This is a genomic window from Peribacillus sp. FSL K6-5616 (genome assembly GCF_038008245.1).
GTDB classification, from domain to species: Bacteria; Bacillota; Bacilli; order Bacillales; family DSM-1321; genus Peribacillus; species Peribacillus frigoritolerans.
This window is the reverse complement of the sequence record NZ_JBBOYT010000001.1, coordinates 1,224,946-1,237,490: the sequence shown is the minus strand read 5'-3', so window position 1 is coordinate 1,237,490 and position 12,545 is coordinate 1,224,946. Positions and strand designations below refer to the sequence as shown.

Sequence of the window (12,545 nt, the reverse complement as noted above, 5' to 3'; positions counted from 1 at the left end):
TCACCTGCTTAAAAACTCTGTAATAAAGACTTCACCACTAAATACCATCCATCAACAAGAATGAAAAGGAGGATTTTAAATGGCAGGGAAATCATGACTGGCGGCAACATCATCATCCCCATCGACATCAGAACACTTGCAACGACCATATCAATAACCAAAAAGGGAATGAAAATCATGAAGCCAATTTGAAAAGCTGTTTTGATTTCACTTATTGCAAAAGCAGGTACAAAGGCACTCAAGGGAATGTCCTGTATCGTTTCAGGCTTATCCACCTTGGCATAACCCAAAAATAACGCCAAATCCTTTTGCCTTGTATGGGCACTCATGAATTCCTTGAATGGTATCGAGGCCTGTACATATGCCTCTTCTAAATCTATCTCTTCATTAAATAATGGGGTTAATGCCTTTTCATTCACTTCCTGAAAAGTCGGTGCCATTATGAAAAATGTCATGAAAAGTGCCAAGCCGACCAACACCTGATTCGGCGGCATCTGCTGTGTAGCTAGCGATGTTCTCACAAAGCTCAGGACAATGATGATTCTTGTAAAACAGGTCATCAAGATCAATATGCTTGGAGCCAGCGATAAGACAGTCATCAGAAGAACAAGTTTGACGGAAGTAGAGACATTAGTGGGATCACTGTTATTAAAAAACTCCATGAACTCATTCATTCATTGTCTCTTCCTTTCCTATCAAGCTCCTTTAACAGCTTTTTCCTGCTATCAGACATTTGATCAAGTTGACTTTTGAACTCTGCAGAGAAACTAGCGGTTTCTGAACCGCTTTTCTTCAACCACTTATTTTTCAACTTCATTGCAAGTTCCCCAGGCTGGATCATTTGATCGATCTTATCGTTGTGATCTTTCAAAAGCTGTTCATATTCCTCGGGATCATCTATTTCTTTCAAAAGCTGAATATTCTCGCCGACCCCGATCACCAATATTCGCCCGCCGACCTTAACAAGCTGAACAGAACGGTTTGCACCAAGGGCCGTACCGCCTAAATTCTCCACTGAATTTGCCTTTTGATACGATTTACTTTTTTTATTAATGAACTTTAATAGGATATATAGAAGGGCCACTACAAAAATAGTAGCAAATATCATCCTCAGAAACTCCCAAACGGTTATCCCCACTTTGTCAGAATTCGTTGCCTGTTTGGTAGATTTCGAGTCTATTGATTCACCTTTATCCACCTTTAAATCATCTGGCTGTTCATAAACATCCTTCACTGTTTTTTCAAGATCTTCCGCATGGGCCTGAATGGCCCCAGAGAAGAATACTGCTATCATCAGTGAGAACTGAAGCCATTTTTTAATTAATACCAATATGAAGACACCCTCTTAACTTAATGCTTTATTTATGGCTTCCAAAACACGGTCTGCCTGGAATGGCTTCACGATAAAGTCTTTTGCACCCGCCTGGATCGCATCGATGACCATGGCTTGCTGCCCCATCGCTGAACACATGATGACCTTAGCTTGAGGATTTATCTTTTTAATTTCCTTTAACGCTGTAATACCATCCATTTCGGGCATGGTAATATCCATCGTTACAAGATCCGGATGGGTTTCTTTATATTTATCCACTGCTTGGGCGCCATCTGCTGCTTCCCCGACTATTTCAAAACCATTTTTAGAAAGGATATCCTTTATCATCATTCTCATAAATGCTGCATCATCCACAATTAAAATTTTATTAGCCATTATTTTAGTCCCCCAAATTATTTTATTTTATTTAATCGTTCACTTTGGCTCATGATATCCGTAACACGCACTCCAAAGTTTTCATCAATCACCACTACCTCACCTTTTGCTATCAAGCGGCTGTTTACCAGGATATCCACTGGCTCTCCTGCTAATTTATCCAATTCGATGATCGATCCGGAGGAAAGCTCCAAAATATCCTTTACGGAGCGCTTCGTTCTTCCAAGTTCCACAGTCACTTGCAAGGGGATATCCATCAGCATGCTGAGATTTTTCGTTTCAGGCTCCTGAAGCTGATAAGGCTGGAAACTAGTGAAACTGGCAGGCTGAACATTCACCGGCTGTCCTGTTGGTACGGATGAAACTCCAAAATGTTGTGGTACATTCGGTATTTGGTTCATGGGTTGGGCTTGATGACCGCCTTGTCCATAAGTTTCATTTACCGATCGATCAGTCCGGTTATCCTGGAATGGTGCCGGCTCCTGAGTCGGAATGTTCATTTCTGGATCACTCAGTGCTTTTTGCGTATTCATATCGGCAGGTTGGCTTTCGCCCGTCCCATTTAATAATTCAGAAACTAACCCTTTAGCAAACTCTAACGGCAACAATTGCATAATGCTGGAGTCAATTAAGTTACCGACACGGAGGCGGAACGAGATTTTTGCAAATAAATCCTCGTCAGGTATCGCATTTTCACCAACACCATTTAAAAAGTTAAGTAAATCTACGCTAGGTGGTGAAATATCCACTTTTTTACTGAAAATGGTCGACATGGATGTCGCAGCAGAACCCATCATTTGGTTCATGGCTTCCTGGACAGCACTCAATTGAATTTCCCCAAGAAGGTCAGAAGGATTCCCCCCATCTCCGCCAAGCATCAAATCTGCAATGATAGCTGCATCGCTCTGCTTGATTACCAGCATATTTATACCTGAAAAACCTTCTGTATATTGCACTTGAATCGCTACGTACGGATGCGGGAATTCTTCCGCGATCTGCCCCCTTTCAATTAAAGTAACCGTCGGGGTGGTGATATCCACTTTCTGATTCAACAACGTGGATAGAGCAGTGGCCGAACTTCCGAAGGAGATATTACCAATTTCACCGAGGGTGTCGAGTTCCATCATTGATAAATAATCATCAATCGAAAGAGGGAACACCTCATCCTCTATATCACTTGTACCTTTTAAAAGGGCATCTATCTCGTCTTGTGAAAGCATTCCATCACTTACCATCTTCGTCTCCCCCTTTCAAAATATCAAGAATCTGGATAGCATGTTTTTTTCCTACTTTTCCTGGCTGCCCGCTGTATTTCGGGATCCCTCCAATGGTAATCGTCAAAGGTTCATCGATTGCCTTATTTAAATCGATGACATCGCCAACATCAAGCAGCAAAAAATCCTCGATGGTGATGTCCGTGGAACCAAGCTCGGATATAATGGGAAGATCTGCGTTTCGGATACGGTTTTCCAAAATCATGATTTCCTCCGGGATTTTTTCCTTTTGGGAATTTCCCATCCAATAATGAGCGGACAACTTTGGTATGATCGGTTCCAATACGACGTGAGGAATGCAAACATTAATCATTCCGCTCGTTTCTCCGATTTGTGTATTCAAGGAAATGACCACAACTGTATCGTTGGGTGAAACCAGCTGCAGGAATTGTGGATTCACCTCGAACTCAGTCATCACCGGGTCTATGTCAACAATCGTTCCCCAAGCCTCCTGTAAATTCTCAAAAGCCTTCTCGAATAAATTCGACATGATTTTCGTTTCTATTTCCGTTAAACTATCCACCTTATTCACGCTTATGCCCCGCCCGCCCAAAACGCGATCCATCATGGAATATGCGATATTCGGGTTGACCTCAAGAATGATTCGGCCATCCAAGGGCGGCACCTCAAAAACATTAATGATAGTCATTTTCGGAATCGATCGGATAAATTCTTCGTATGGTATTTGATCTGCAGAAGCAACGGATATTTGGACATATGTTCTGAGCTGAGCAGAAAAGTATGTGGTCAGCAGCCTGGCAAAGTTCTCGTGTATCCTTGTCAAACTCCGGATTTGATCCTTTGAAAACCGAAGCGCCCTTTTAAAGTCGTATACTTTCACTCTTTTTTCTACTTCTTCTTTTTTTAAATCATCTGCATCCATTTCCCCCGTGGAAATGGCCGATAACAAAGCATCGATTTCATTTGGCGATAATATTTCCCCGGACATTAACACTCACCTCCAAAGCTTCCCCTTCTAATTTAATGAAGCAAGGATGTTCTTATTGCAGAATCGAGGAAGTTATATAAACCTTTTCAACTTTTCCTTCTTCCATTAATTCATTCACTCTAGTCTTTAAAGCTTCCTGAAGCTTTTCCTTGCCTTTTTTACCGGTTAACTCTTCCGCTTTCATTTCGGATAGTTCGGTAATGATGATATTTTTCACTTGAAAATTTCTTTTTTCCAACTCTTCTTTTGCTTTTTTATTTTCTGTTTGGACCATAAATGAGATTTTAATATAATCATTGCCTGCAAGATTCGTAGTAATTTCAGGAACCTCCACTAATGATTCCACAATTTCGTCAATGCTAGGTTTATCTTCGGCAGATGTGGGTTCAGATAACTTTGTCACAACCACGACCGCTATGACACCAACAAGCGTTATAGCCACGAGTATAATCAACATAATAGTCAATAGGTTTTTTTTCATGAACTTTCCTCCACATCCTTACGAAAACCGAGAACATTAACGGTACGATAAAATTGTATGATAGCTGCAACCAGTTCCTCTTCCTTCTCTAGCACAACGATTTTCTTACCATTTGTAAAAGTAATGGTCGTATCTGGCAATGACTCGACCGTGTCTATGTACAATGCATTTATATGAAAGCATTTGCCATTGAGCCTTCTGACTTTGATAATGATATTTAGGAGCCAGAGCAAAAGACCTGGCTCCTCCCTCCCTTAACCTATCGTTTTAAGTTAACTAATTCCTGTAAAATTTCATCCGACGTCGTAATGATCCTGGAATTCGACTGGAAACCACGTTGAGCAACGATCATTTCAGTAAATTCTTCGGATAAATCTACATTGGACATTTCCAATGAACCTGATGCAATCACACCGCGCCCCTCACCTGCGATATTGATGTTTGCAGTACCTGAATTGATTGATTCCTGAAAAGTATTACCACCCGTTTTCGTCAAGCCTGATGCATTGGAAAACTTGGCAACGGCCAGTTGGCCTAAGGTTGTGATAAGTCCATTGGAATAAACGACATTTATTTCGCCTGACGAACCAATATTAAAACTTTCCAGTTTACCTTCTTTATTACCGTCCGGATTGACAAGAGCAGTAGTGGAACCTTTAACTTGAGTGAGGTTCGAGAAATCAAAATCCAAATTAACTTTTTGAACGCTTTCATCAACTGCTGTATCCGAGTCATCCTCATTGCCGCTTGAAATGTTAATGGTTTGACCTGTCTGGGTTTTATCTGCTGCCACAATCTGACCATTACCATCGAAATTCACTGAAGTGAACGGCTTTGGTTTAGTTGCTGAGGTATCCCCCAAAGCAGCAGGTTCTTCATCAAATAGCTCCCATTTATCATCACCGTTTTTTTGGAAATAGATAGTTGCCGTTTGTTCTTTTCCCTTTTCATCCACAACTTTCATTTGCTGGCTAAATACGGTACCATCAATTGCGTCAGAAGCTAGATTTCCACTTACTGATATTTTAGCAGTGGTAATGGCAGGTAAAATCGCATTGACGTTAACAGCAACGTCGCCAATCGTTTTTGATCGTTTCCCGTTTTCATCAATCTTGTATGCCTGTACTTTCAAACCATTCGCGTTTACAAGCGTACCATTATCATCCAGATAAAAGTTACCTGCACGTGTATATGAAAGAGAATCACCTTGCTTGACGACAAAATAGCCATCACCGGATATCCCTAAATCAAGATCGCGACCGGTGGTTTGAAGGCTTGACTGTGTATGGATCGTATCGATTGTAGCAATCGTGGAGCCCAATCCAATTTGTTTGGAATTGGTTCCGCCTTTATTGGCTGTTGCTGCACTTGCACCAGATACCGTTTGGTTCATCGCATCACTGAATGTCACACGGCTTTTTTTGAAACCATATGTATTGACATTGGCAACGTTATTACCGATAACATCCAATTTTGTTTGTAAGTTTTTTAATCCGCTTATTCCCGAATACATTGAACGAAGCATGTAAAAGCTCCCCTTTCATATAACGACTGCTTCCGTCATTCCGCAGTCCAGGCTTCCTTTTCCAGGTCCAGCCTATTTATCTATAATTATGGTTCCATTGATTTCGTGAAAATTTGTGATGTTGCTTCATCTCTGTCCATTACCGTGAAGGCCTTGGTGTTTTCCGTGCCTATGAGTGCCGCATTAGCTTTAATGAAAAAGGGCTTCGGTTACCCCCATCTTTTTGGTCTCATTGGCTTTATGGGCTATTTTGTCCCAAGTTTGCGGTGCTATATCTGTATTGACTCATCAGTAATTGAGCATGTTTACTAATGGTCTATTTTTCATTTGTGAAGACAGCAGCTTGAAAATGCTGTCGAAAGCCTTGTGGGATCATTTGCCTTTGCCTAAACTGTAATTTGGTTTGTGACAGCAGCTGAGCGGAATCTTCTTGAAAACCAAGTTTATTCATATTCTGCCCCTTAAGCTTCAGCGATTTTTATCAATTGCCCTGATGATAACTTGGTTTTGTTTTCATCATCCACTTCAATTTGCAGCTTGCCATTACTCATGGATACCGAGATTACGACAGCGGACGACTCTCCACTTTTTTCGTCCATCCAGGAAACGCGCTTGCCTATTAATTCACTTGCCGCCGTCAGGCTATTCGCCGTGGAACTTGTTTGTTTCATTGCCGAAATATTTGCGGGTTCAAGCTTTGTGCCATCTTCTAAAAGAAAATAAACACCATCCCCCTTATATTGGATGGATTTAACGATGCCTGTCCCTTCTTCTATCGCAAGGTCGTCATCTCCCTCATCCAATTTGTGCCAAGTTACTTCCTTTCCTACAAAAGAGTTATAGTTCATTAAACTATTTTGTTGATTGATCCCAATTATTTCTTCCAATTGGGCTCCCATATTCATCATCTGTTCCAGAGAAGAAAAAGTGGCCATTTGGGCGATGAATTCCGTATTATCCATCGGACTTGAAGGATCTTGGTTTTGAAGCTGGGTAAGCAACAATTTCAAGAAATCATCTTTTCCCAATGCATCCCCGGCTTTTCTGTTTTCAGTTTGAGATTTTGGTAATAATAGCGACGTATCGATGGTCGTCATTTTTTCACCTACACTTCCAGATTTAACAGAGCATCGGCAAGGGATCCCATAAACTCGCTTTCCGCCTCATCATTGTTTTCTTCCTTACTCTCCTGTTGTTCATTATGTTCTTCCGCATCTTTCTGGCTGAATTTCTCAGAGTTAAAAGCATTGAAGGCCTGTGATATTTCAATTCTTTCAATTTGAATGTTTTGTCCGCTAAAGGCGTGTTTTAAACCATGAATCTGATTCTCCAGCATATCTTTGGCCTGGGAAGTAGTAGCCAGAATCTTGGCTGACAGCATGCCATCCTTTTGAATCAACTCGATTCTTAGGGACCCTAAATGTTCAGGATTCAATCTGATCAACAGTTTATTTACACCGTTAGTTCCGCTAAAGTTAGCCTTACTTAAAATATTTTCAAATTGCTTAACAAACTCTTCTTGACTGACGGTTTGCTCACCTTTTGGAGCTGCCAAGACGAATTGTTCCAGCTTTGTCATGAGAAAAGGCATACCAGGCCCTTGATGTTTACCACTATCCGTACTTTGCAAAGTCACACCGCTGCCCACTGTCCCGTCCTTATTTACCTTGTCACTCCCGGATAATTGCGAGAATGCGCTTTTCAATGTTTCCATGGCTTTAGTTTGCCCTTTCTCCAACGTGTTAAAAGATCGGTCAATTTCTGATTTAGACTGATTGGACAGCCATTTCTCCAGCTTTCCCGTTATCCCTTCAAGCAGGCGTTTCATTTGTTTCTGGATGGCCGCTTCATCTTGTGTCACATCCTTATTCTCCGAGAGAAGATCTTGAATTTTTACCAGTTTCAAAAGATTCACCACACCAGATAAGGGTAGGTCTTGCCATTCTTCTTCGCTCAATGCAGTAACTTTTTTCAGGATTGTATACAGTTCCATGACATTGGCAGATAACAAACTTTGTGGATTCAGGCTGAAGTCATCCACTTCTTGTTCTAAATCCAATTCCTCGATTCTCGCTAAGAAATCAGCAAGGGCATCCTCATCATTCCCAGCTACGTTTGTTAGGATCTGTAAAATATGGTTGTTGTCTTGTTGGTTTACTATAGGGGCAACGGCTGCACTCTCTTCCCCTGTATCACTCAACCTTTCAAGTTTCAAAAAAACAAGCAAATCCTTTATTACAGACATTCGTCCTTCAGTGATGGCTACCATATCCGATTGAATGGGGGGTTCTGCCCCCATGGCTGATTGAAGGACGGAACCAAACCCTGAATTAGTTTGCTGATTTGCCTTAATTGGTACCTTTAGATTCAATGATGCCAAAGGAAGTACAAAATTAATGGCTAAATTCATCTATTCACCTCCTCACTCCTTCCGCTTAAGAACCTTGTTCCGTTAGTTTCTTCGTTAATCTTGCAGCATCAGCTGTTGTCATTTGCTCCAAAACCTTAGCTAAAGTGGCTGCTTTCATACTTGAGAGAATATTGACTGCATCTTCATCATTCATTTCTGTAATGATAGGTGCAGCTCTCTTGGGGGCCATCGTTTCATAAGTACGGATTATATCTTTGAACGCTTGTTTACTATTATTCTGACTATCCTTAAGTTGATTCATTTCTGTTTGAAGCTGCTGTTTTTCCACTTCTGCCTTCGCAATGGCCTTGTCACGTGTATCAATGATGCCCTCAAGCTTTTCTATCTCTTTTTCCTTATTTTCAATCTCGGTTTCTAATTTTTCGAGCTTCATGGAAACTTTCTCATCATTTTTCACTGTTTTACCATTCTTTTCACCCTTTTGATCCGATTCAATGAAGGGTATTTTCGCCGACATTTCCTTTGCCTTTTCCACTACATTCACCCCTGCAACGGTAAAAACGATCAACGCTACAGTTACCGCAAAGATTAATGGAATGAAGATGACAAGAAACCATTGAAACTTGCTTATCTTGCTTTCTTCCAATTCATTAGATTCACTTTTTTTACGCATTCCATCACCTTACGCCTTTGCTTAAGTATTGCCGGATAGAAATTTCATCCATTTCTTTGTTCTCAGCTTCCTTCATGACATGGAGAAATTCAAGAAAATCATTTTCTTTCATTTTCTCGTACTTTTTAACCTCGATATTTCTTTCCATTAATATATCCCGTTGAGTATTCATCTTGTATCGCGCTTCAATGACTTCCTGTTGACAGAGGCTTAAGAGTTTTTCCAAATTGTCCATAAATAACTGATGATGACGAATATCCTGAACGGATAATCCATTTCGCAGCTTCTCCTGTTGAAACTCAAGCAACTCTTCTTTTTTCTTTAAAAGCTTATATAATTTTTCTGCCACTTCTTCAAATTTTTTTAAAGCGGCATTATATTTAGCTAGTGCATCGGTTTTTTCTTTTTCTTTGATGGACAGGATCTTCTCGAATTTATATTGATAAATCATCATTAATCACCTTTCTCCATCAATTCGACAAGGGCGTTGATACTATTATCTTTAGAAGCTTTTTCATGGGTTCCTTGCTTTAAAAATGAAATGATGTCCGGATAGCGTGTAATTGAATGATCAATTTGTTTGGAAGACCCCTTCTTATAAGCTCCTATATTTATCAAATCTTCCGACTCCATATAGGTTGATAAACTTGCCCGCAATTTTTCTGCAGCGTTTTTATGCTTTTCACCAACAATATTGTTCATGACACGACTAATGCTCTTTAATACATTAAGCGCTGGAAACTGTCCTTTATTGGCCAAATTACGGTCCAGTATGAAGTGACCATCCAAAATTCCCCTGACAGCATCAGCAATCGGTTCATTCATATCATCACCGTCGACGAGAACTGTATAAAAAGCTGTAATGGTACCCAGCTGATTTGTTCCCGTTCTCTCGAGTAACCTTGGAAGGATGGCAAAAACGGATGGAGTATACCCTTTGGTCGTCGGCGGTTCCCCGATGGCAAGCCCAATTTCCCTCTGGGCCATCGCAACCCTCGTGACCGAATCCATCATCAGCATCACATTCAATCCCTTATCACGAAAATATTCAGCGATGGCAGTTGCCGTCAAAGCACCCTTTATCCTCATCAACGCTGGCTGGTCAGATGTCGCCACTACAACGATTGATCGTGCCAGCCCTTCTGGTCCAAGATCTTTCTCAATGAATTCCCGAACTTCACGGCCCCGTTCTCCAATAAGACCTATTACATTTAAGTCCGCCGTCGTATTCCTTGCCACCATTCCAAGCAACGTGCTTTTCCCGACACCGCTCCCTGCAAAGATACCAACACGTTGTCCTTTTCCAACTGTTAATAAACTATCAATCACTCGAACTCCTACATCTATTGGCTCATTAATGGGAGGTCGTTTCATCGGATTCGGTGGATCTTGATCCACAGAAATTGTCGCGAGACCTTTTGGAAGCATAGAGTCATCTATAGGATGTCCCAATGGGTCGACTACTTTGCCAATCAGCCCACTTCCCACCTTTATCTCAAGGCTCCGTCCGCTCCCTTCCACGATACAACCCGGTGCAATATCACTAACTGCTGTAAACGGCATTAAAATAACCATTTCATCACGGAAGCCGACAACTTCAGCCAAGATTCTATTTTTCTTTTTTTGTATACCTGTATAGATATAACAAACATCGCCTACAGAGCTTTCAGGGCCTTGAGATTCTATCATTAGCCCCACGACACGTTTGACCCGTCCATAATGTTTGAAAGGATCAACTTCATCAACTAAGGCCAATAGGTCTCTGGTTTTCATCTCTACTCCCCTTCCAGCACTTCAGTTAGTTTCAATTTTATTTCCTGCAGCTGACTGTCGACACTGGCATCCATCCTTCCGTTTTCGGATTCAATGATACAGCTGCTTTCTTCAAGCTCATCATCCGGAAAGATATACAACTCGGTATCTTTCGGAAAGATTGCCATCAATTCATCTTTATGAGAAAGAATCGATTGATATTGGATCGGATGGATATGCAATTGCACTTCACGATAATCCCTCACCTCTTTGATGGCTCTTTTGACTATGGATAAAAAAGACAATTCATCTTTTTCAAGCTGTTGCCCGATAATTTTCTCTGCCACTTTCAGGGCAAGATTCAAAATAACCGTTTCAGATGATTCAATGTGGTGCCGATAATCTTTTTTAGAAGACTCTACCACTTCCTTAGCGAAGGCTATTTCCGCTGCAATCTCGTTATACCCCTTTTGAATACCATCTTCGACTCCCTGCCGATACCCTTCATTTTGAGCTTGTTCGATAAACATTGCTTTCTCTTGATTCTCCCATTGTTCTCGGTCTTGCTGGATTTCGGCAGCAATCGCTTGGGCTTTTTGTTTAGCTTCAAGCAATAACGTTTCCGCTTCCTGTTTAGCATCATTAAGAAATTCATCAGATTGAAGATAATGAAGGTTTTTCCGCTCATCTGCATCATCATTTTGAAGAAAGTCGAAAGGGCGAACTTTTATTGCAATCTTTTTGCTTTTCTCCTGGTTAGCCTGCTGGGATTTGATAATCCTAGACAATGATATCATCCCCTCCGCCGCGGGCTATCACAATATCACCAGTTTCCTCCAGTTTTCGAATGACGGCAACAATTCTTGATTGTGCTTCTTCCACATCACGCAAACGTACCGGTCCCATAAATTCCATTTCTTCCTGGAACGTTTCAACCATGCGTTTTGACATGTTTCGAAAGACGATTTCCTTCACTTCATCACTAGCCACTTTAAGAGAAAGTTTAAGGTCTTCGTTATCAGATTCCCTGACTACTCGCTGAATCGCCCTGCCATCAAGGGTCACGATATCTTCAAAAACAAACATTCGTTTCTTGATTTCCTCAGCAAGCTCCGGATCTTGGATTTCAAGTGCATCCAAAATCGTTCTTTCCGTTGAGCGGTCAACCCCATTCAACACATCTACAACAGCTTCAACTCCACCAGTCTGTGTATAATCTTGGGTTACGGTCGCAGAAAGTTTCCTTTCGAGTATTTGTTCCACTTCATTGATGATTTCCGGAGAAGTGCTATCCATTAATGCAATCCTTCTTGCAATATCGGCCTGCACCTCTTGCGGAAGTTCAGACAATATTTGTCCAGCCTGTGTGGGATCAAGGTAAGACAGGATTAATGCAATGGTCTGTGGATGCTCGTTCTGGATGAAATTCAAGATTTGTCCAGGATCTGCCTTTCGTGCAAAGTCGAATGGACGAACCTGTAAGGATGATGTTAAACGGTTAATGATGGCGGTTGCCTGATCAGTGCCTAATGCTTTTTCCAGTACCTGCTTCGCATATCCTATCCCGCCCTGCGAGATGTAATCCTGTGCCAAAGCAATATTATGGAATTCTTCCAGGATTTCTTCTTTATCATGGGAGTCCACTTTCCTCACTCCAGAGATTTCAAGGGTCAATCTCTCAATTTCCTCTTCAGTAAGATGCTTATATACGGATGCAGAAACATCCGGGCCTAAGGAAATAAGGAGGATGGCAGCTTTCTGTTTGCCAGTCAATCCGGCCTTTTTTTTTCTATATGTCACTTTCCAAGCCTC

At 41.3% G+C, this 12,545-nt stretch carries 16 protein-coding genes; all 16 read right to left on the bottom strand.

The genetic code is table 11. From position 1 onward, the window contains the following. Positions 1-8 precede the first annotated feature (8 nt). The 16 genes from fliP to fliG all read right to left on the bottom strand — a co-directional run bounded on the left by fliP (position 9) and on the right by fliG (position 12,533). Complete coding sequence (gene fliP / locus MHB45_RS06005; protein WP_072272723.1) at positions 9-674, bottom strand: flagellar type III secretion system pore protein FliP; 666 nt, start codon at positions 672-674, stop codon at positions 9-11. After that, positions 671-1,330 carry a flagellar biosynthetic protein FliO gene (locus MHB45_RS06000; RefSeq protein WP_142953068.1) on the bottom strand — a complete coding sequence of 220 codons (660 nt, stop codon included), beginning with the start codon at positions 1,328-1,330 and terminating at the stop codon, positions 671-673. The genes fliP and MHB45_RS06000 overlap by 4 nt, the downstream gene beginning before the upstream one ends. 15 nt (positions 1,331-1,345) lie before the next feature. Further along, positions 1,346-1,708 carry a response regulator gene (locus tag MHB45_RS05995; RefSeq protein WP_048684828.1) on the bottom strand — a complete coding sequence of 121 codons (363 nt, stop codon included), beginning with the start codon at positions 1,706-1,708 and terminating at the stop codon, positions 1,346-1,348. Between the two features lie 17 nt (positions 1,709-1,725). Continuing rightward, the gene (fliY, locus tag MHB45_RS05990) at positions 1,726-2,943 is read right to left on the bottom strand and encodes a flagellar motor switch phosphatase FliY (RefSeq protein WP_048684832.1); all 1,218 of its coding nucleotides are present in this window, start codon (positions 2,941-2,943) and stop codon (positions 1,726-1,728) included. Then, a complete protein-coding gene (fliM, locus tag MHB45_RS05985; protein ID WP_340907495.1) occupies positions 2,933-3,931 on the bottom strand; it encodes a flagellar motor switch protein FliM in 999 nt (332 codons plus the stop codon). Before fliM ends, fliY begins: the two co-directional genes overlap by 11 nt. 52 nt (positions 3,932-3,983) lie before the next feature. Then, positions 3,984-4,412, bottom strand: a complete 429-nt coding sequence (gene fliL / locus MHB45_RS05980) for a flagellar basal body-associated protein FliL (RefSeq protein ID WP_048684838.1) — start codon at positions 4,410-4,412, stop codon at positions 3,984-3,986. Next, positions 4,409-4,645: a flagellar FlbD family protein gene (locus tag MHB45_RS05975; protein WP_207117682.1), complete on the bottom strand. Its 237-nt coding sequence runs from the start codon at positions 4,643-4,645 to the stop codon at positions 4,409-4,411. The genes fliL and MHB45_RS05975 overlap by 4 nt, the downstream gene beginning before the upstream one ends. A 26-nt stretch (positions 4,646-4,671) precedes the next feature. Then, positions 4,672-5,937 carry a flagellar hook protein FlgE gene (locus MHB45_RS05970; protein ID WP_072272721.1) on the bottom strand — a complete coding sequence of 422 codons (1,266 nt, stop codon included), beginning with the start codon at positions 5,935-5,937 and terminating at the stop codon, positions 4,672-4,674. Positions 5,938-6,253: 316 nt separating this feature from the next. Then, on the bottom strand, positions 6,254-6,388 hold the full coding sequence (locus MHB45_RS05965) for a hypothetical protein (protein ID WP_260088753.1): 135 nt from the start codon (positions 6,386-6,388) through the stop codon (positions 6,254-6,256). A gap of 10 nt (positions 6,389-6,398) precedes the next feature. Continuing rightward, complete coding sequence (gene flgD, locus MHB45_RS05960; protein ID WP_048684848.1) at positions 6,399-7,034, bottom strand: flagellar hook assembly protein FlgD; 636 nt, start codon at positions 7,032-7,034, stop codon at positions 6,399-6,401. Between the two features lie 8 nt (positions 7,035-7,042). Continuing rightward, a complete protein-coding gene (locus MHB45_RS05955; protein ID WP_048684850.1) occupies positions 7,043-8,347 on the bottom strand; it encodes a flagellar hook-length control protein FliK in 1,305 nt (434 codons plus the stop codon). A gap of 25 nt (positions 8,348-8,372) precedes the next feature. Beyond that, positions 8,373-8,981 (bottom strand): MotE family protein, encoded by a 609-nt coding sequence (locus MHB45_RS05950; protein ID WP_048684853.1) that lies wholly within the window; start codon positions 8,979-8,981, stop codon positions 8,373-8,375. A 4-nt stretch (positions 8,982-8,985) separates the two neighbouring features. Continuing rightward, a complete protein-coding gene (gene fliJ, locus MHB45_RS05945; RefSeq protein WP_309247764.1) occupies positions 8,986-9,435 on the bottom strand; it encodes a flagellar export protein FliJ in 450 nt (149 codons plus the stop codon). Next, a complete protein-coding gene (gene fliI, locus MHB45_RS05940) occupies positions 9,435-10,754 on the bottom strand; it encodes a flagellar protein export ATPase FliI (protein WP_072272720.1) in 1,320 nt (439 codons plus the stop codon). The genes fliJ and fliI overlap by 1 nt, the downstream gene beginning before the upstream one ends. 2 nt (positions 10,755-10,756) lie before the next feature. After that, entirely contained in the window at positions 10,757-11,521 is a 765-nt protein-coding gene (gene fliH, locus MHB45_RS05935) for a flagellar assembly protein FliH (RefSeq protein ID WP_048684857.1), read from the bottom strand. Further along, positions 11,514-12,533, bottom strand: coding sequence for a flagellar motor switch protein FliG (fliG, locus tag MHB45_RS05930; protein ID WP_048684860.1), 1,020 nt, complete (start codon positions 12,531-12,533; stop codon positions 11,514-11,516). The genes fliH and fliG overlap by 8 nt, the downstream gene beginning before the upstream one ends. Positions 12,534-12,545: the final 12 nt, after the last annotated feature.